This is a genomic window from Demequina litorisediminis, assembly GCF_030161615.1.
Taxonomy (GTDB): Bacteria; Actinomycetota; Actinomycetes; order Actinomycetales; family Demequinaceae; genus Demequina; species Demequina litorisediminis.
In genome coordinates this window covers 429,930-448,321 of the sequence record NZ_BSUN01000001.1, presented here as the reverse complement: position 1 = coordinate 448,321, position 18,392 = coordinate 429,930, and the positions used below count along the sequence as shown (strand labels likewise).

18 protein-coding genes, 2 tRNA genes and 7 pseudogenes are annotated in these 18,392 nt (G+C 69.4%); 14 read left to right on the top strand and 13 right to left on the bottom strand.

Annotated features, from left to right (window positions below; genetic code table 11):
• Positions 1-4: 4 nt before the first annotated feature.
• Genes QQK48_RS02760 through QQK48_RS02750 form a run of 3 tightly spaced genes read right to left on the bottom strand, consistent with a single transcriptional unit; the run spans position 5 to position 1,646 of the window.
• Complete coding sequence (locus tag QQK48_RS02760) at positions 5-523, bottom strand: DUF418 domain-containing protein (RefSeq protein ID WP_284327405.1); 519 nt, start codon at positions 521-523, stop codon at positions 5-7.
• A complete protein-coding gene (locus QQK48_RS02755) occupies positions 478-1,095 on the bottom strand; it encodes a heparan-alpha-glucosaminide N-acetyltransferase domain-containing protein (RefSeq protein WP_284327404.1) in 618 nt (205 codons plus the stop codon). Before QQK48_RS02755 ends, QQK48_RS02760 begins: the two co-directional genes overlap by 46 nt.
• Entirely contained in the window at positions 1,092-1,646 is a 555-nt protein-coding gene (locus QQK48_RS02750; RefSeq protein WP_284327403.1) for a ClbS/DfsB family four-helix bundle protein, read from the bottom strand. The genes QQK48_RS02755 and QQK48_RS02750 overlap by 4 nt, the downstream gene beginning before the upstream one ends.
• Before the next feature lie 77 nt (positions 1,647-1,723).
• Between QQK48_RS02750 and QQK48_RS18850 the strand changes: the two genes are divergently transcribed.
• The 9 genes and pseudogenes from QQK48_RS18850 to QQK48_RS02725 all read left to right on the top strand — a co-directional run bounded on the left by QQK48_RS18850 (position 1,724) and on the right by QQK48_RS02725 (position 6,087).
• On the top strand, positions 1,724-1,903 hold the full coding sequence (locus QQK48_RS18850; protein ID WP_348523816.1) for a hypothetical protein: 180 nt from the start codon (positions 1,724-1,726) through the stop codon (positions 1,901-1,903).
• Positions 1,875-2,435, top strand: a complete 561-nt coding sequence (locus QQK48_RS02745; protein ID WP_348523738.1) for a fumarylacetoacetate hydrolase family protein — start codon at positions 1,875-1,877, stop codon at positions 2,433-2,435. The genes QQK48_RS18850 and QQK48_RS02745 overlap by 29 nt, the downstream gene beginning before the upstream one ends.
• Before the next feature lie 74 nt (positions 2,436-2,509).
• Positions 2,510-2,641 (top strand): annotated as a pseudogene (locus tag QQK48_RS21085) (glutamate--tRNA ligase family protein); the annotation flags it as partial.
• A 34-nt stretch (positions 2,642-2,675) separates the two neighbouring features.
• The gene (locus QQK48_RS21080; RefSeq protein ID WP_431308277.1) at positions 2,676-2,987 is read left to right on the top strand and encodes a glutamate--tRNA ligase family protein; all 312 of its coding nucleotides are present in this window, start codon (positions 2,676-2,678) and stop codon (positions 2,985-2,987) included.
• Complete coding sequence (locus QQK48_RS02740; protein WP_431308392.1) at positions 2,909-3,916, top strand: glutamate--tRNA ligase; 1,008 nt, start codon at positions 2,909-2,911, stop codon at positions 3,914-3,916. Before QQK48_RS21080 ends, QQK48_RS02740 begins: the two co-directional genes overlap by 79 nt.
• On the top strand, positions 3,913-4,014 hold the full coding sequence (locus tag QQK48_RS21075) for a hypothetical protein (RefSeq protein ID WP_431308276.1): 102 nt from the start codon (positions 3,913-3,915) through the stop codon (positions 4,012-4,014). The genes QQK48_RS02740 and QQK48_RS21075 overlap by 4 nt, the downstream gene beginning before the upstream one ends.
• A complete protein-coding gene (locus QQK48_RS02735) occupies positions 4,011-4,706 on the top strand; it encodes an HAD family hydrolase (RefSeq protein ID WP_284327402.1) in 696 nt (231 codons plus the stop codon). Before QQK48_RS21075 ends, QQK48_RS02735 begins: the two co-directional genes overlap by 4 nt.
• Before the next feature lie 167 nt (positions 4,707-4,873).
• Complete coding sequence (locus QQK48_RS02730; protein WP_284327401.1) at positions 4,874-5,884, top strand: hypothetical protein; 1,011 nt, start codon at positions 4,874-4,876, stop codon at positions 5,882-5,884.
• Between the two features lie 128 nt (positions 5,885-6,012).
• Positions 6,013-6,087 (top strand) — tRNA-Gln (locus QQK48_RS02725).
• A 267-nt stretch (positions 6,088-6,354) separates the two neighbouring features.
• Here the strand turns inward: QQK48_RS02725 and QQK48_RS02720 are convergent.
• Complete coding sequence (locus QQK48_RS02720) at positions 6,355-6,933, bottom strand: SDR family oxidoreductase (protein ID WP_348523407.1); 579 nt, start codon at positions 6,931-6,933, stop codon at positions 6,355-6,357.
• A 61-nt stretch (positions 6,934-6,994) separates the two neighbouring features.
• Between QQK48_RS02720 and QQK48_RS18845 the strand changes: the two genes are divergently transcribed.
• On the top strand, positions 6,995-7,132 hold the full coding sequence (locus QQK48_RS18845) for a hypothetical protein (RefSeq protein ID WP_348523406.1): 138 nt from the start codon (positions 6,995-6,997) through the stop codon (positions 7,130-7,132).
• 158 nt (positions 7,133-7,290) lie between these two features.
• On the top strand, positions 7,291-7,467 hold the full coding sequence (locus QQK48_RS02715; protein ID WP_284327400.1) for a hypothetical protein: 177 nt from the start codon (positions 7,291-7,293) through the stop codon (positions 7,465-7,467).
• Between the two features lie 97 nt (positions 7,468-7,564).
• Here the strand turns inward: QQK48_RS02715 and QQK48_RS21070 are convergent.
• A pseudogene (locus QQK48_RS21070) lies at positions 7,565-9,728 on the bottom strand (ATP-dependent Clp protease ATP-binding subunit).
• A 229-nt stretch (positions 9,729-9,957) separates the two neighbouring features.
• Here QQK48_RS21070 and QQK48_RS02705 point away from each other — a divergent pair.
• Positions 9,958-10,030 (top strand) — tRNA-Glu (locus tag QQK48_RS02705).
• Between the two features lie 56 nt (positions 10,031-10,086).
• Here QQK48_RS02705 and QQK48_RS02700 read toward each other — a convergent pair.
• The 8 genes and pseudogenes from QQK48_RS02700 to QQK48_RS02665 all read right to left on the bottom strand — a co-directional run bounded on the left by QQK48_RS02700 (position 10,087) and on the right by QQK48_RS02665 (position 16,212).
• Complete coding sequence (locus QQK48_RS02700) at positions 10,087-10,575, bottom strand: thiol-disulfide oxidoreductase DCC family protein (protein WP_284327399.1); 489 nt, start codon at positions 10,573-10,575, stop codon at positions 10,087-10,089.
• Positions 10,562-11,209 carry an amidohydrolase family protein gene (locus QQK48_RS02695; protein ID WP_284327398.1) on the bottom strand — a complete coding sequence of 216 codons (648 nt, stop codon included), beginning with the start codon at positions 11,207-11,209 and terminating at the stop codon, positions 10,562-10,564. Before QQK48_RS02695 ends, QQK48_RS02700 begins: the two co-directional genes overlap by 14 nt.
• Positions 11,121-11,609: pseudogene (locus QQK48_RS02690) on the bottom strand (hypothetical protein); the annotation flags it as partial. The pseudogene QQK48_RS02690 and the gene QQK48_RS02695, both read right to left, overlap by 89 nt.
• A gap of 35 nt (positions 11,610-11,644) precedes the next feature.
• The gene (locus tag QQK48_RS02685; RefSeq protein ID WP_284327397.1) at positions 11,645-11,947 is read right to left on the bottom strand and encodes a cellulose binding domain-containing protein; all 303 of its coding nucleotides are present in this window, start codon (positions 11,945-11,947) and stop codon (positions 11,645-11,647) included.
• On the bottom strand, positions 11,841-12,998 hold the full coding sequence (locus QQK48_RS22445; RefSeq protein ID WP_284327396.1) for a glycoside hydrolase family 9 protein: 1,158 nt from the start codon (positions 12,996-12,998) through the stop codon (positions 11,841-11,843). The genes QQK48_RS02685 and QQK48_RS22445 overlap by 107 nt, the downstream gene beginning before the upstream one ends.
• Positions 12,988-13,779, bottom strand: a pseudogene (locus QQK48_RS22440) (cellulase N-terminal Ig-like domain-containing protein); the annotation flags it as partial. The pseudogene QQK48_RS22440 and the gene QQK48_RS22445, both read right to left, overlap by 11 nt.
• 1,125 nt (positions 13,780-14,904) lie before the next feature.
• Complete coding sequence (locus QQK48_RS02670) at positions 14,905-15,423, bottom strand: hypothetical protein (protein WP_284327395.1); 519 nt, start codon at positions 15,421-15,423, stop codon at positions 14,905-14,907.
• Between the two features lie 66 nt (positions 15,424-15,489).
• Positions 15,490-16,212 (bottom strand): annotated as a pseudogene (locus QQK48_RS02665) (IclR family transcriptional regulator).
• 54 nt (positions 16,213-16,266) lie between these two features.
• Here QQK48_RS02665 and leuC point away from each other — a divergent pair.
• Positions 16,267-17,702 (top strand): annotated as a pseudogene (leuC, locus tag QQK48_RS02660) (3-isopropylmalate dehydratase large subunit).
• A gap of 12 nt (positions 17,703-17,714) precedes the next feature.
• Positions 17,715-18,354: pseudogene (gene leuD, locus QQK48_RS02655) on the top strand (3-isopropylmalate dehydratase small subunit).
• The last annotated feature ends 38 nt before the right edge of the window (positions 18,355-18,392 follow it).

The following is an 18,392-nucleotide window of genomic DNA, read 5'->3' as shown; positions in this document are numbered from 1 at the left end:
GGGGTCAGCGCACCGATGCGGGGACCCGCGCATCGGCCGCCTTGGTGGACCACGCGGTGAGCCATCGTTCAAGCGGCCCGGCCCCCAGCCGCCACCGCCACAACGAGCAGAAGAGGACGATGCCCGCCCACAGCGCCACGAGCGCGGCGTTGGTGGGCTCCCACACGATCTCCGTGGCCACAGCGGCAATCACGATGAGGTGGCCCACGTAGGCCGTCAGGGCCATCGACCCGACCGCGAGGATCGGCCACACAACCGAGCGGGCTCGTCGCGCGACCCACAACGAGGCGCCGATGATGCCTGCGGCCACGCTCACGTTGCCCAGCATCTCGGGCGGCGAATAACTGTGATCCGTGAGGTCGATCCACCACGACCACGCGTCCACCCCAGCGGCCTGCGCTCCCATGACCGCCAGCCGCGACAGCGCGAAGCCGCACGCCGCAAGGCCCACAAGGTACAGCGAGGTCGCGTCGGCGCTCAGCGCGAGGCGCCCGATGCACACGCCCGCGAGGACGTACCCCATCCACGCGAACGCCGGGTAATACGGACCCCACAGGGCGCCGATGATCGGGATGCCCGGATACGACGGACCCCAGACGCTGTCCGGGGGATGGCCTCCGCCAACTGCGCCGCCAGATAGCCGCCGAGTCCCAGACACAGGCTCGCAAGTGCGAGGAGCCATGCGGTCCTGACGCGCAGCACCGGGAGGGTGAGCCAGAACATCACTCCCAGGTTGACCAGGATCACGACCACCGGGGTGCCGAGCAGCGCGAGAGCGAGCCCCATCACCACCAGCATGGCTCCCCGCACCGCGATGCGGATCCGCGTGCGCCGCGCGTGGTCGGGGGTAACATCGGCCACCCTCACCCGGCCGCGGCTCGTCATCATGAGCGTCATCGACACCCCTGCAAGCACCGCGAACAGCGCCGAGGGAAACCCGTGCGTCACCGCGAGCCATGGCCACGCATCCTGATCGCCCACGTGTGCGCCCACCATGCCCAGCACCGCGAGGCCGCGGGCGAGGTCCAGCCCATCGATCCTCGAGGCCGCCGTGCCGGAAGTGGGGGAGTGCCTCGCCGCGGGGTCCGCGCTCACTCGGCCTCGGCCTTCGCCAGGACCACCTCGCCCCAGGCGTAGTGATTGCCCAGGCACTCGTGCGCCACCTCGGCGAGCGACTCGCGCCCCAGCCACGGTCGCGCTTCCGTATCGAAGAGACGGTCGTCGTCGAGCCGGCGCAACAGGGCGCACATTCTCGCGTGCGACTCGATCAGCAGGTCGCGTGCCTGCGGGTATGTCCAGTGCCGGTGCGCCATGTACAGCGCATCGTTCAGGGCGGTGAGATCACGCCAGGTATAGCCGGGGGCTGGGAAGTCCGGCTCTTCGCGCGCAAACTCCGCGTCCATCCAGTCAAAGAAGAGGAGGTGCCAAGCATGAAGGTGGGTCAGGACGTCGGCCGTGCGGCGCCCGAGGTAGGCGTCGCCAAGGATGCGGTCACGGCCTGCATCGGCGTGCACGAGGAGCGCGTCGAGACGTGCATCGCCCTGGCTGATCAGGCTCGTCGACCGTGGTGGGGGCCATGCCTCCTCATCGTAGGGGCGGGCGGCCCGCCGCGACAGGTGGGGCGCGGGCACTACGCTGGAGACCATGCGTATTGCCCGATTCACCACTGGAGACGAGCCCCGCTACGCGATCGTGGACGGCGCCCCGGGTGAGGAGGAGCCTGGTGGTCCTCACCGGCGACCCCATGTACACCCCCGGCAACGTCACGGGAGAGCGCATCAAGGCTCACCGACAACGTCCGGCTCCTCGCACCCGTCATTCCTCGCTCCAAGGCCGTGTGCCTGGGCAAGAACTACGCGGCACACGCGGAGGAGATGAAGGACATCACCGGCCCGGTCGGTGACTATCCCATCGTGTTCCTCAAGCCCAACACCGCGGTGGTGGGCCCCGACGACCCCATCGTGCTGCCCGCCTACAGCCAGGATGTCCAGATGGAGGCCGAACTCGCGATCGTCATCGGCCGCATGTGCAAGGACGTGCTGCCCGAGCACGCCGAGCAGTACATCTACGGCTACACCTGCGCCAATGACGTGACCGCTCGCGACGTGCAGCGCCTCGAAGGCCAATGGTTCCGCGGCAAGGCGTTCGACACGTCGCTGCCCATCGGCCCGTGGATCGAGACCGAACTCGACACCGAAGACGGCCGCATCACCGGCTCCGTCAACGGCACGCTCGTCCAGGACGGCAACCTCAAGGACATGATCAACGGCATTCACGAAGCCGTCGCCATCGCCTCCGAGGTCACCACCTTGCTGCCGGGCGACTTGATTCTCACCGGCACTCCCGCAGGCGTCACCACCCTCCAGCACGGCGACATCGTCGAGGTGGAGATCGAGGGACTCGGCACCCTGCGCAACCCCGCGATCCGCCGCTAGGCGGCGCCGCCTCAGCCTTTTCACCCCACCGGGCCGCGACCGCGGCCAACGCACCACCAGGAGAACCTTTCACCGTGAGCGACACCACCGCATCGGCCCCCGAGGTCCGCGTCCGCTTCTGCCCGTCCCCGACCGGAACGCCGCACGTGGGCCTCATCCGCACCGCCCTGTTCAACTGGGCATACGCGCGCCACATGGGCGGCAAGATCATCTTCCGCATCGAGGACACCGACGCCGAGCGTGACTCCGAGGAGTCCTACGAGCAGGCTCCTCGACGCCCTGAACTGGCTGGGCATCGACTACGACGAGGGCCCCGGCGTCGGCGGCCCCTACGAGCCCTACCGTCAGTCGCAGCGCCACGACCTCCACATGGACGTCGCCGCGCGCCTGCTGGAGGCCGGCTACGCCTACGAGTCGTTCTCCACCCCCGAGGAGATCGAGGCACGTCACAAGGCCGCGGGGCGTGACCCTGCCTGGGCTACGACGGCTTCGACCGTGACCTCAGCGACGAGCAGAAGGCCGCGTTCCGCGCCGAGGGTCGCCAGCCCGTGATCCGTGTGCGCATGCCCGACGAGGACATCACGTTCACGGACCTCATTCGTGGCGAGATCACGTTCCGTGCCGGCACCGTTCCCGACTTCGTCATCGTTCGCGGCAACGGCGTCCCGCTCTACACGCTGGTGAACCCGGTGGACGACGCGCTGATGCGCATCACCCACGTGCTGCGCGGCGAGGACCTTCTGTCTTCGACCCCCGCCAGATCGCGCTGTACCGCTACATGGTGGACCTCGGGATCGCCGAGCCTGGTGCCCGAGTTCGGCCACATGCCGATGGTCACCGGCGAGGGCAACAAGAAGCTGTCCAAGCGTGCCCCCGAGTCCAACCTGTTCCTGCACCGCGAGCGTGGCTTCATCCGCGAGGGCCTGCTGAACTACCTGGCGCTGCTGGGATGGTCCATTGGCCCCGACCGCGACGTGTTCACGCCCGAGGAGATGGTGGCGGCGTTCGACATCCGCGACGTCAACCCCAACTCGTCGCGCTTTGATCTGAAGAAGGCGGAGGCGATCAACGCCGACCACCTGCGCATGTTGCCGGTCGGCGAGTTCGTCGCCCGCATGGTGCCGTATCTGCACGAGTCGGGTCACCTCTCCAGCGCCGACCCGCAGGACCTCACCCCGCACGAGGAGCAGGTCCTCGCCGAGGCCGCGCCGCTCGTCCAGACCCGCATGAACCTCCTTGGTGAGGCGCCCGCGATGCTGGGCTTCCTGTTCGAGGACGACCACGGCTACGAGTTCGACGAGAAGGCGCTCGCGAAGGCTCCCCGAGAACGCCGCCGAGATTCTCGACGCCGCCATCGGCGTGCTGGAGGGCCTGGAGGACTTCGGCGCCGAGCCCCAGCAGGAGGCTCTCCAGGCGAAGGCTGGTGGACGAGATGGGCATCAAGCCGCGCTTCGCCTACGGCCCGCTGCGCGTCGCCGTGACCGGGCGGCAGATTTCGCCGCCGCTGTTCGAGTCGATGGAGATCCTGGGCCGCGAGCACTCGCTCGAGCGCCTGCGTCGCCTTCGCGCCACCCTGTGACGGCGTCACAGGCACAGACGGCCGATGCCGGGGTGGGCCGGGGTGACCGGCCCGCCATCCGCGGTGTGCTCCTGGACGTCGACGACACCCTCGTCGACACCAGGGGAGCCTTCCGCCATGCGCTCCTGAGGGTCGCGGACGAGTATCTTGACGCCGGCGCCGACCCCGAGGCGGTGCTGGCGCACTGGCGCGACGACCGCGACGGTTGGTACAGGGCGCACACCCGCGGCGAGATGACGCACCGTGAGCAGCGCAAGCGCCGTGCACAGGACCTCCACGCGACGTTCGGTGGCCCCGCGTTGGACGACGCCGCCTACGACGTGTGGGACGCGGGCTTCGAGCGCCACTTCCGGGAGGGTTGGAAGCCGTTCCCCGACGCGGCGCCGATGCTCGACGCGCTCGACGCCGCAGGCATCCCGTACGGCTCGGTCTCGAACGCCAACCTCGCCTATCAGGAGCTCGGCTCGCCGCCTGCGGGCTGGAGCGCGTCACGATGTTCGTGGGGGTCGACACCTTCGGCGTCGGCAAGCCCGACCCGCGCGTCTTCCTCGAGGGGTGCGCGCGGCTGTCGCTGCCGGCCGATGCCGTGGCCTACGTGGGCGACGAGCCCGACATTGACGCGGGGGAGCGGCTCGCGCAGGGCTCACGGGGATCTGGCTCGACCGTCCCGGCACCCGCCGCAGCGGTCATGACGGCGCGGACCTCGGCGAGCGCACGGTCCGGGTGAGTGGTCTCGATGAGGTCGCCGGTCTCCTCGGCCTGTAGGGCTCGGCGGGGCGGCGCATGAATCGTCCCTAGCCGTGGCGTGCGGTCAGCCGTAGGCTGGCGAGGGGTGCAGTGACGCGCCCAGGAGGGGACGATGGCGCCGGCCGAGTATGTCGTCGTAGAGGATCCGCATGCGCGCGGGTCGCGCGACGTTGACGCGCCCCCAGAAGGGCCGCGGCGCCCGTGGCTGCGCCACCTGGTGGTGGGCGGCCTCGCGGCGTTCGCTGTCGTGGCAGGCATCCGCATCGCCGATGGCGCTGAGCCGGCCCCGGAGCCCAGCCCCACTCCCACCGCCGCCGCGAGAACACTTGACGTCGAGCGCGCCACGGCGTTGGCGTACCAGGAATGGATCGACCGCACCGCTCTCGTGGAATGCATGGCGGGCCGCGGCTACCCGTATGAGGCGCAGGTGGTCGAATACGCGGATAGCCTCGCCGCCATCACGCAGTTCCTGGGGGTGGAACCCGCCGCGATGGATACCGACGCGCCCATCCCCATGCTGCGTCAGCCCGACCTCTACCTGGGCCGCGGAGGCACGGAGACCGTCATCGCGACCGGTTCCGTGGGCTGTGACCTTGCCCGCCTCGATGTGGACGTCTCGCGCGCAGATGTGGTGGCGGCGCTCGTCGGGTCGGCGCGCACCGACGGCGACTTCCTGCGGGTCATCGCTGAACAGGTCTGGGTGGACCGGCACCCCGCAGAGGTCACGCAGAAGGTGGCGCTGCTGCGACTGGACCGAGGGCCCTACCCCGCCGACGACACCGCGGCTCAGGAGCAGTGGACGCGTGCCACCTCGGTGGTGGTGGACTCGCTCCCGGACGATGCCGTGTGGCTGCCCGTCGACATGGCCGTCAACGACGTCTTCGCCCAGACCTCGGGACTGACCTCAAGCGGCCACGCGATCGTCCTTCGAGTGGGCCAGCGCGACACGCCGCTCCAGGTGGGGCTAGTGATGACTCGCGCAAACGTCATCCTCTGTGGGCCGGTCGCGATCAGCGCCGCCATCAAGTATCCGTATGGCGACCCCGAGGAGCCTCGCCACCTTGATGGACGACCTCGCGACGGCGTGCGGGGCGCTCGTCAGCGAGGGTGTCGTCGAGGGTGAGACGCTCGCGGACGTCTACTTCGGCTGATCGCGGGACGCTGGTTTGGAGCATCGGCTCCGACCCGGTACAGTTGTTCCTCGGTCGGCCCCTCGGGTTGATCGACTGGCCCGCCTTCGGACGGGCCCGTTGGCCTATGGTGTAATTGGCAGCACGAAGGTTTCTGGTTCCTTTAGTCTTGGTTCGAGTCCAGGTAGGCCAGCCAGCAAAAAGCCCGCTACGGCGGGCTTTTTTGTTGCCCTGATGAGTGCGGCATCGGCCGCCTTCTCTCCGCATTCGGAGCACTCCCCACACCCGACGCTCCCCGCACCCCCGCAATGTGAACCGGTCCGGAGCGCGACACGCCGGCCAGGGTGGCGTGGAGCCGCCGCTGACCGGCGTGGCGAGGCGCGATCCGGTTCACATTGTCGGGGTGTCGGGGTGAGGGTGTCAGGGGGACCCTGTCAGGGTGATCGCGTCAGGCGTCGCCCTGTCACCAGGTGGTGTCGCCCCGCAGCACCACGTCCGAACCGCCGTCGACGAAGACCGTCTGGCCGCACAGGTGCGTGTTCTCCTCGCTGGCGAGCCAGGCGAGCGGATAGGCCACGGCGATGGCTTCCGCGATGCCGTTCAGCGGCATCGGCACCTGGTGGAGGAGTTGCTGGCGAGCCTCGGCCGTCGAGGTCAGCGACGCCGTCATCGGAGTGCGAATGACTCCCGGCGCGACCGCGTTGAGCGGGATCGAGGCGCCCGCCCACCGATCGGTCGCCGCATGCCGCCGCAGCCAGCGACAGAACGCCGCTTTGGTGGAGGCGTAGATGAGCGCCGACGTCGCCTCGTCCGCCGCGAGTTCCTCGGCACGGCGCAGCGCCGCGGGCTCGTCCCAGGTGAGCATCGCGTCGACGAGTGCGTCATCGGTGGGCATGATGCTCGCCATCGAGGCGACTCCCACCGCTCGCGGCGCCGAGGAACGGGCAAGGAGCGGGCGGAGGTTCTCCAGTGACGCGACCATGCCGAAGTAGTTCACGGCCACGGTGGCGGGGATGGGTTGGGCGAGCCCGGCGACCGCCACGATGGCGTCGATGGATCCCTGAGCGAGCCTGCGAAACCTCGTCGACCAGCCGCTCGCGGTCGTGCGCTTGGGTGAGGTCGACCGTGACGTCGGCGTCTTTGAGGTCGACCCCAATGACGCGATGGCCGCGGTCCTCCAGAAGCGACGCGGTGGCGCGGCCGATGCCGGACGCGGAGCCGGTCACCACATAGGTGCGTGACATGACATGAACCCTTCTCTTCGTTGAAAACGGTCCTTTCACGCTACGAATCGGGCCGTCGCGGCGCATCGGACGAAGGTCCCGAGAGTTCTTGTCGAGGCACCGCGGACGCGCGTAGCCTGACGAAAGGTCCCCGCCGACATCCCTCAGGGAGACGCATGGGCACGATCAATCGCGACTGGCACCAGGACCACCGGATGCCGGCGAAGCCAAGCGAGGACGAGCGCGGCCAGTGGCACTGGGCGCATCAGGAGCACTGCGGCTGCCGCGCCCCGAGTGCGAAGGAGCAGGCGCTGATCGACCAGTGGCGCGCCACGCACGCCGAGCCGCGGTGACGAGGGAACCGCTCGCCACGACGCTGCGCGTGACGACGCCGCACGCTCCACGACGCCCCACACCGCGAAGGCGGTGCGGGGCGTCGCGAACGCCGGCTTAAGCCGCGGCCGGGGTGACCGCAAGGGTCACCCGCTCGCCGTCCCAGTCGGCCGCCACCGTGGCGCCGTCGTGGATCTCGCCATCGACGATGCGGCGGGCGAGCGCGTCGAGCACGCGCGTCTGAATGAGCCGCTTGAGCGGACGCGCCCCGAACGCAGGGTCGAATCCATCGCGCGCCAGCGCCTCCCTCAGCGGCTCGCTGACCGTCAGGGCGATGCCCTTCTGCCGCTGCAGCCGCGCAGCGGTCTTCGCCAGTTCCGTGGCGACGATGCCGTCCATCGCGGCGGGGTCGATGCGGTCGAAGACCACCACATCGTCCAGGCGGTTGAGGAACTCGGGACGGAACGCACGGCGCAGCACCTGGTGCAGGTCCGCCTCGAGTGCGGCACGGTCCAGGCCATCCCAGGCGAGCACCACGTCGGAGCCGAGGTTGCTGGTCATCACCAGGATGGTGTTGGTGAAGTCCACCGTCCTGCCGCGGCCATCGGTGAGCCGGCCGTCGTCGAGAACCTGCAGCAGCACGTTCCAGACGTCGGGATGCGCCTTCTCAACCTCGTCGAACAGGACGATGCTGTACGGCCTGCGCCGCACCGCCTCCGTGAGCCTGTCCACCCTGCTCGTAGCCGATGTATCCCGGGGGTGAGCCGATGAGTCGACTCACGGCGTGGGACTCCATGTACTCGGACATGTCGAGCCGAATCATGGCTCGCTCGTCATCGAACAGTTGCTCGGCCAGGGCTCGCGCCAGTTCGGTCTTACCCACGCCCGTGGGACCCAGGAACAGGAAAGAGCCGATGGGTCGGTGCTCGTCGGAGATGCCGGCCCGTGCCCGCCTGATCGCGTCCGAGACGCTCGCAATGGCACGGTCCTGGCCCACCACCCGCTGATGCAACCTGTCCTCCAGGTGGCCCAGGCTTCGCGGACTCGTCCGTCAGCAGGCTTCTCGACCGGCACGCCGGTCCAGCGGGCCACCACGGCCGCGATGTCCTCGCCCGTGACCTCCTCGCGCAGCATGCGCTCCGAGGCGTCGATGGCGTCCAACTGGGCCCGCGCATCGGCCATCTCCCGCTCGGCGGCCGGAATGTCGCCGTAGCGGATGCGACCGGCGGTCTCGAGGCTCGCCGTAGCGTTCGGCACGCTCAAGATCGCCGCGCAGGGCCTCGAGGCGTTCGGTCGCCGACGAGACCCGCACGATGAGGTCCTTCTCGCGCGCCCAGCGCATGCTGAGGCGCTCGGAGTCCTCCCGGAGGCGACTGATCTCCTCGTCAATCTCGTCGCGGCGCGCCCGCGCAGCCTTGTCCTTGGCCACCTGAGTGCGCTCGATCTCGAGTTGCATGATGCGCCGGCGCGCCCTGTCGAGGTCAAGCGGCATGGAGTCGAGCCTGCATGCGCAGGGCACTCGTCGCCTCGTCGATGAGGTCCACCGCCTTATCCGGCAGGAACCGGTCGCTGATGTAGCGGTCGGACAGCCGGGCCGATGCGACGATCGCCTGATCGGTGATCTTCACGCCGTGATGGACCTCGTACTTCTCCTGGAGGCCGCGCAGAATCGCCACCGTGTCGTCGATCGAAGGCTCGCCCACGTAGACGGGCTGGAAGCGACGTTCGAGCGCGCTGTCGGTCTCGATGTGTTCCCGGTACTCGGCAAGAGTGGTGGCGCCGATCATGCGCAGGCTTGCCGCGCGCGAGCATCGGCTTGAGGATGTTGCCGGCGTCCACGGAGCCGTCGGCCTTGCCCGCGCCCACGATGGTGTGGAGCTCGTCGACGAAGAGCACGATGCGCCCCTCGGCCGCCTCGACCTCCGCGAGGATGGCCTTGAGGCGCTCCTCGAACTGGCCGCGGTAGGCGGCGCCCGCGACGACCGAGCCTCATAGCGATCTCGATGACGCGCCGGTCCTTGAGGGAGGAGGGCACGTCGCCGGCGACGATGCGCTGCGCGAGGCCCTCGACGATGGCGGTCTTGCCGACGCCAGGCTCGCCGATGAGGACGGCGTTGTTCTTGGTGCGCCGCGTGAGGACCTGCATGACGCGGCGGATCTCCTCGTCGCGGCCGATGACGGGGTCGAGGGAGCCTGCCTCGGCAAGCGCGGTGAAGTCCTGTCCGAACTGCTCCAGGGCGGACTGCTCCTGCGTCTCAGGAGCCTGAGGGGTGGTGGTCATGGTGTGGGCCTCCTGTCCTATCGAGGGTGTACGGCTCGGATTGAGTCGACTACGCTCAACTTTACATAACGAGTCGCACGGCGCGCAAGAGGAGCGGCGAGATTGCCGCCGCCGGGGGAGGGCTTTCGATGGTCCTGAGCGGCCCGCGGAGCCGATTTGGATTCTGTGCGAACCATGCTGTAGAGTCTTATCTCGCGCCAGCCGCCCGAATGGGGGCCGGAGCAGGTAGGGCCCCGTTGTGTAGCGGCCTAGCACGCCGCCCTCTCAAGGCGGTAGCGCGGGTTCGAATCCCGTCGGGGCTACGGATGAAACTCCTCACTTCTCAGTGGGGAGTTTTTCTGTTTCTGGCGTCGAGAGGCTACCGGGTGGCGCTCAGCGCGGCCACGTCATCGGCCGAGGCGAGCCGGGCCCGCCACGCCGTCACGAGGGCGGCAGGCGGCGTGCCGCAGGCGGCATCCTCGGCGGCGCTACGAGGCCGCCGCGCCGCCACGAACCGATAGAGCCTGTCGCGCCACGCTCGAGGTACCGCGCGCCCCGTGGCTGCGGCCGCACGCCACGGGCGTCCCAGCCCCGCGAGGACCGTCAGGACGGCATCGGACCGCAGCGCCGGCCCGTTCGCGGTGGCGACCACCAGCGTCGACTCCGCGACCTGGGCAGGCAGCCCCATGGCGGCTAGTGCCGCCTGACCCGCCTCGCCCGCGGAACCCGCAATGAGGAACGTCGCCTCGGGGTCGTGGCGAATGAGCCACGCCACGAACCCGTTGCACAGGCCGCAGTCGCCGTCGAAGACCACGACGGGCCGCACCGCGCTGGACCGCGCCACGCCCGAGGGCTCAGGCGTCGGCATCCGCGAGCGCCGCGTCGAGGGAGGCGATCTCGCCGGTGAAGCGGGCCCGCAGCGTTGCCTTGAGGTCGTCGTCGCACAGCGCGCCCTCGACGCCCGCAAGGGAGATACGGCGCGCATCGTCGAGGTCGAGGCCAAGCGCGGGCAGAGCCTCGCGGAACTCGCGGCCCACGTCGGTGCGGAAGAACAGCGCGTCATCCGTGGAGAACGACACGTTGAGCCTCGCGCGCACCATCTGCGCGATGCGGTGGTCGGCGTCGATGGTCCAACCGGAACAGATGGTGGTCGAGATCGGGGTGCAGGCGAACGGGATCTGCGACTCGCGTGCGCGTGCCACGAGCGCCTCGTCCTCCACGATCATGTAGCCGTGGTCCACGCGGTCCACCTGAAGGTCCTCGATCGCGATGCGCACGTTCTCGGACGAGTCGAGGTGGCGCTCGCCGGCATGGGCGGTGGTCTTGAGCCCGCCACGGCGGGCGAGCGCGTACGCCTCGGCGAACCGTGCCGGGTCCTCGGTGAGGCTCCGGCGTGAGGTCGTCCATGCCGATGCCGACCACCTCGGGCAGGGGGTTGTCGAGGACGGTCTGGACGAGTTCGACCGCCGACGCGGCCGAATCGTGTCGATTGATCGCGACAACGAGTCGGAACGGCACCCCGAGGTCGGCCTCGGCCGCACGGAGCCCGTCGATCATGGGGTCGAGCATCTCGCGGTACCTCATGCCGCGCGGCCAGAAGTACTGCGGGTTGATGGCGTACTCGCCGTACCGCAGCGCACCCGAGGCGACCGCGGCCCTCACGCCGTCGTACGCAACGCGAGCGAAGTCATCGGCGGTCGTCATCACCTGGTGCGCCGCACGGAACGCCACCAGGAAGTCCGCGAGGTCGTCGTAGTCGAACAGGGCTTCCGGGTCGGTGGTGGGAAGTTCGACGCCCTCGCGGTCCGCGAGCGCGATGAGCCGGGCGGCATCCATCGTGGAGGCGAAATGGCAGTGGAGTTCGGTCTTCGGCAACAGGCGAAGGAAGTCGTCGGTCCTCATCCACCTATTTCACCACCGCCCGGCGCTGGCACGGTTCACCCTGTGGTGCAGGGCTCCCCGTTCAGCCAGAACTGCTCCGGGGGAGCATCGGCCAGCGTGCCGGGCTCACCGATAAACCCGATGGTGGTCCGCTGCCCGGCCGCCAGGCGCCCGTTCCACGGCAGCGAGGCCGCTGTCACCGTCGCGCCGTCCTGTGACCACGCCGCGCTCCACGCCTGGCGCCCCACCGCGTCATCCGCCGGGTAGGACCAGGTGAGTTCCCAGCCCGCCGTGGGGGCGGTGGACGTGTTGGTGATCCAGATCTGCGTGGTGTAACCCGCGGGCCACGATCCGTGCACGATGTACTCGACCTCGCAGGCCTCGACCACCGGAGCGGCCTGTTCCTGGTCCGCGAGCCACGACGCCACCCAGGCTCAGCGCGGAGTTCCAGTTGACGGTGATCTCGTTGGTGGCCCACGACTGGATGTGGTCGACGTAGCAGAACTGGGGTGCGCAATCGTCGTCCGGGTACAGGCCGGAGATGGTCGGGTCCCACGTGCCCACATCGGCGTTGGGGCCACCTGCCACCGAGCCGGCGGGCGGGTGGGGGAGCGCGTCACTCAATGGTGCGGCGAACCACCGGGAGTGCTGGTTCTCGCTCGTGACGTCGCCGTAGCCGGTCACGTAGGACACGTTGAGGGCGTTGCGCCCCAGGAGGTAGTCCATGGACTCGACGACCGCGTCGGCGAAGTCGCCCTCTCCCGTGAGGTCGAACGCCGTGGCGAGGACCACCTGGTTGTTCAGTACCGAGGCGTTGGAGCCCCACACGAAGCCGTCGTCCGGCAGCGCGAGTCCGAACTCCTGCGCCTGCTGCTCCGCCAGGATGCCCTCGGCGCCCGCGATCACCTGGGCGGTGACCGCGTCGCGGGCCTCGAAGTCATTGGGCACGGTGGCGAGGTCCATCTTGGCGATGGCCCCGAGCGAATCCCAACTGAAGCCGCCCACCGGGAACGAGTCGGCGCCGGCCACGGGTGAGGACAGCAGGTAGTCCTCGAACTCCGCCTCGCCGGTGGTGAGGAAGAGCTCCGCGGCGGCCCAGTAGAACTCGTCGCTCACGTCATCGTCGTCATAGGGGCCGCCGCCGTCGGCACCGTCCGCCGCAGGGGCGTACAAGTCGGGCGTCGCGAGTGCCGCAGCCCAGGTGCTGCGCGCGGTGGCGAGCAGCGTGGCGGCGAACTCGGCGTCGTACGGGGCCCACAGGCGCGCTCCCTGTGCCGCGGTGGCGGCAAGGTTCAGGGTCGCGGCGGTCGATGGCCGATGCAGGCTCGCGGACCTGTGGGTCAGCGGCGGGCAGCAGCGGCAAACCTGTCCAGCCGTCGTCGTGGATCTTGTGGTGCACCATGCCGGCATATTGCTCGCCGTCGGGTACTTGCATCGCCATCATGAACTCGAGTTCCCAGCGGGCCTCGTCGAGGACATCGGGCACGCCGTTGTCGGTCTCGGGGACGGCGAGCGTGCCGTCGGCGAGCGCGCCCGCCTGCGCCGTCGGAGCGGTCTTGCTGCGCTCGAACGTGCCGAGCAACTGCGCGGTGGCGATGCCGCCGTTGACCACGTACTTGCCGTGGTCTCCCGCGTCGTACCAGCCACCCACCACGTCCAGCGTGTAGCCGCACGTCCATGGCTCCCCGTAGACCGCCTCGGCATCCGCGGCGTTCTGACACGGCACGTCGAGGTCACCCTTGTTGGTAGTGCCGTCCGAGGGCGAGGACACGTGGCCGGCCTCGCGGGCGTAGTCGTCGCCCACGATCGCGGCATCGATATCGATGCCGGAACGTGCCAGGTAGAAGTAGTTCAGGGCGTCGGTGCGCAGCGTGGCGTAGGCCTCGGTGCCGATCTCGAACGCGTAGGACGTCTCGCCGTCAGCGCTCAGCGTGTACGTGCCGGGCTCGGTGACGTCGGAGAAGTCGATGCCGTGCACGGTCAGTCCGGCCGAGGCGTCCTCGCCCAGCGGGGTGGTGGTGCCCGATGCCACGGTGGAGCCGTCCTCCGCGGCGAGGTCCCACGCGACGGGGTCCTCTGCGGCCGTGACGAGGGTGGCCTCCTTGGGGCCGTGGGTCAGGTAGCCCACTTGGTTGACGCGCACGCGCGGGCCGGTCTCAGGGGAGTACGGCGGCAGTGTCCCGCCCAGCATGAGCGACACGTTGTCGACGCAGAAGGTCCAGTCGGTGGTCTTGCCTCCCACCTGGAAGGCGACCTGTGCGCCGGTCGTCTCCTCGTTGATGGTGAACGCGCTCGTGAGGCGCGTGCCATCGCCCGGGGTCTCCACGACCTCGCCGAACACGGTGTATGGCGCGGCTTGGAGGCCCACCAGGCCACGTACCGACTGCGTGCCGCTGGCGTCGAAGGCGAGCACGTAGTCGCCCGAAGGCAGCGTCAGGTCGTTGAGGCCCACGATCGCGTCCCAGGGATTACCTGGCGCGGAGGCCGCGGGAATCTCAACGCACAGGGAATCCGCGACGGTGGTGGAGGAGACGCCACTGGTGAACCACGCCCCCTGACCCTCGTCGAAGCCGCCGTCGGGGACCAACTCCGTGCCCGCGGCCAGGATCGCGACGTTGTCGACGCAGACGGAGTTCTCGGCCGAGCCGTCCGAGCCCACGAAAAAGAGCACCTGCGCGCTCGCCTCGTCCTCCGTGACGGTGAAAGCCTGCTCGATGCTCGCGGTGCCGTCCACGGCGATCGAGTATCGACAGCGTTGCCCGCCGCCGTCTGAACCTGGAAGGGGACCGTGCCATCGGCCGTCAGATCCGCCGTCAGCACGTAATCGCCCGCGGACAGCGGGAAGCCGTTGCGGCCGATTCCTGCGTCCCACGGTGAGGCTGCCGTCGACACGGTGCAGTACGCGCCCGCATCGGTCGTGGCCGTGGTGGTGCCGCTGTTCGAGTAATGCCACCATGCGCCGGCGCCCGCGGCGAAGTCCTCCTCCGGGAGATCGGCCGAGGCGGACGCTGCGGCGGTGGCCGTGAGGGCGAGTGCGGCGACGGTGGCGGCCGCAATTCTGCGCAGAAGGGTGGTGGTCACGGAGTGCTCCCCATTGAGCCTCGTGGGCGGGTCTGGTGCGGTGGCCGTGAGGCGTCGAGTGTGGCGTGGTGCGGGGGAGCGCCGTTGCTCCCTCGCACGTGGCGCCGAACGTAGCACGAAACGATTCGAGTGGCGCGGGGAAGATGGGCGTGAGCGAGCAATGCCGTCTCTACCTGGGGGGATGCGTGATGACCGAGAGCGGTCCCAGCGGCAGGGCCGATCCGCCGCGGGCGCCCTACACGAGGTTGTTGAGCAGCAGGCGGAGCCGAATGCCCCACTCGAACGCGTGCTGTTCCTGGCCGGGCAGGAGCATCGCCGCCGGCTCCTGGGTGCGTTGGCGCATGGCCACGGTGAAGTATGTGGGCGGTCCAGGCTGCTCGTAGCCTGCGCCCGTCAGCGCGCGCGAGATGGCTGTGGCAGCGCCGTGTCCGAGCGGCCCCACGATGCGGGTCTCGAACGCGGCGTACAGGCGCGGGCCCGTGGGCACGGCGGCGAGCCACTCGCGCATCGCGGGGTGAGTGGTGTCGGCCGGGATGGATCCCGGCTGGTTCTTGGCGGCGGCCGATGCCCGACTCACCTCGGTGGGCAGGCCGAGGGCATGGACGGGCGAGCCTGCCACCACGAGTCGTGCGCGCTCGAGACGCGAGGGAGTCGCCTGGTCAGTGGTCAGTGCGGCGGCGCCCGCGCCGAATCCTCGGGCGATCGCGTGGGCGATCGCGGCGGTGTTGCCCCACATCGACTCAAAGATGACCACGGTGTCCATGGGTATTGGTTTACGCGGGCGGGCGCGCTGGCGCGAGGGACCTACGTCCCGCAGGCGCTAGTGCTCGGTGCGGCGCAGGACGTCCGAGAGTTGGCGGGCGGCGTCCACGACCGCATCGGCGTGCTCGCCGGCAGGGTGGTTGGTGAGGCGGTCGATGGGGCCGGAGATCGAGACGGCCGCGATGACGGTGCCCGCGGTGCCCCACACCGGAGCCGAGACGGAGGAGACGCCACTCTCGCGCTCGCCTGCGGACTCGGCGTAGCCCCTGTTGCGCACGCGATCCAGGTCGGCGGCGGAGAATACGGCTGCCGCGAGGGCGGTGTGCATGCGCTCGGGCTCTGCCCAGGCGAGGAGGACCTGCGCGGCGGAGCCGGCGGTCATCGTCATGGTGGTGCCGACCGGAATGGAGTCCCTGAGGCCCACGGGGCGGTCGACGGCCGCGATGCAGATGCGCTGGTCGCCGTGTGGGCGGTAGAGCCTGGCTCGACTCGCCGGTGCGGTCGCGCAGCGTGGTGAGCACGGGAAGCGCGGCGGAGACGAGGCGGTCCTCGCCGACGGACGCGGCGAGCCTGGGCGAAACGGGGGCCCAGCACGAAGGCGCCGGTGGCGTCGCGGCCCACGAGGTGGTGGTGTTCGAGCGCGAGCGCGAGCCGATGCACCGTGGGGCGCGCAAGATGGGTGGTGGCGACGAGGCTCCGCCAGCGTGGCGGGGCCCTTTTCGAGAGCGCCCAGGATGGCCGCCGTCTTGTCAACGACTCCGACGCCGCTATGATTGTCCATAGAGCGATACTAGCGTCTCAAATCGTGAGACGTCGAGACGTGTGGAGGTATGTCATGGGAACCACGCTCGCGGAGAAGGCGTGGGCCGATCACCTGGTCCGCAAGGGTGAGGACGGCGCGCCCGACCTTATCTACATTGATCTGCACATGTGCCACGAGGTCACGAGCCCCCAGGCCTTCGAGGGCCTGCGCCTCGCCGGCCGTCCGGTCCGTCGTCCCGATCTCACGATCGCGACCGAGGACCACAACACCCCCACGCTCGACATCGACAAGCCGATCGCCGACCTCACGAGCCGCACTCAGGTCGACACCCTGCGCGCCAACGCCAAGGAGTTCGGCGTCCGCATCCACTCGCTGGGCGACTCCGACCAGGGCATCGTCCACGTCGTGGGACCGCAGGCGGGACTGACCATGCCCGGCATGACCGTGGTGTGTGGCGACTCCCACACCTCAACCCACGGCGCTTTCGGCTCGCTGGCATTCGGCATCGGCACCTCCGAGGTGGAGCACGTCCTCGCCACTCAGACCCTGCCGCTGAAGCCCTTCAAGACGATGGCGATCAACGTCGACGGTGAACTCCCCGAGGGATCGACCGCCAAGGACATCATCCTTGCGATCATCGCGAAGATCGGCACCGGCGGTGGCCAGGGCTACGTCCTGGAGTACCGCGGCGAGGCCATCCGCAAGGCTCTCCATGGAGGCGCGGATGACGATCTGCAACATGTCGATCGAGGCCGGCGCCCGCGCCGGCATGATCGCCCCCGACGAGACCACCTTCGAGTACGTGAAGGGCCGCCCCCACGCTCCCGAGGGTGCCGACTGGGACGCCGCCGTCGACTACTGGCGCACGCTCACCACCGACGCGGACGCCGTCTTCGACACCGAGGTGAACCTCAACGCCGCCGACCTCGAGCCGTTCGTCACGTGGGGTACCAACCCCGGCCAGGGCCTGCCTCTGTCCGCGAACGTGCCGAACCCCGTCGAGATCGCCGACGCCGACGAGCGCGAGGCCGCGGTCAACGCGATCCGCTACATGGGCCTCACGCCCGGTCAGCCGCTGCGCGACCTCGCGATCGACACCGTGTTCCTCGGCTCGTGCACCAACGGCCGCATCGAGGACCTGCGTGCCGCTGCGGAGATCATCCAGGGCCGCACCAAGGCCCCGCACACCCGCATGCTCGTGGTGCCCGGCTCGGCGCGCGTTCGCCTGCAGGCCGAGCAGGAGGGTCTGGACAAGATCTTCATCGAGTTCGGTGCCGAATGGCGCAACGCCGGTTGCTCGATGTGCCTGGGCATGAACCCCGACCAGCCTGAAGCCCGAGGAGCGCTCCGCGTCGACCTCGAACCGCAACTTCGAGGGCCGTCAGGGCAAGGGTGGACGTACCCACCTCGTGTCGCCGCTCGTCGCGGCCGCGACCGCCATCCGCGGCACCCTGTCCAGCCCCGCCGACCTGGCTGACGTCGACGTGCTCGTCGGCGCCGGCGCGTAAGGAGAAGCCGCCATGGAGAAGTTCACGACCCACACCGGCATCGGCGTCCCGCTGCGTCGTTCCAACGTCGACACCGACCAGATCATCCCCGCCGTCTACCTCAAGCGCGTCACCCGTACGGGCTTCGAGGACGCACTCTTCGCCGCCTGGCGCGGAGACGAGTCGTTCATCCTCAACCAGGACGAGTACAAGGCGGGCTCCGTGCTCGTCGCCGGCCCCGACTTCGGTACCGGATCGTCCCGCGAGCACGCCGTGTGGGCGCTCAAGGACTACGGCTTCAAGGTCGTCCTTGCCTCGCGCTTCGCAGATATTTTCCGCGGTAACTCGGGCAAGCAGGGCCTCGTCACGGGCATCGTGAGCCAGGAGAACATCGAACTCCTGTGGAAGGTGCTCGAAACCGAGCCCGGCAAGGAGATCACCGTCTCCCTCGAGGACCGCACCGCGTCGTGCGGCGAGCCTGACGGTACCGTTTGAGATTGACGACTACGTGCGCTGGCGCCTCATGGAGGGCCTGGACGACATCGGCCTCACCCTGCAGAACGAGGCAGACATCACGGCCTTCGAGGCGACCCGCGACGCGTGGCGCCCGAAGACCCTGCCGGCCAAGACCGACGAGAAGTTTGTCGTCGAGGTCGCCCGCCCCGTCGAGTAAGGACTCTCACGAGCGCCTCACACCAGCCTCAGCGACGC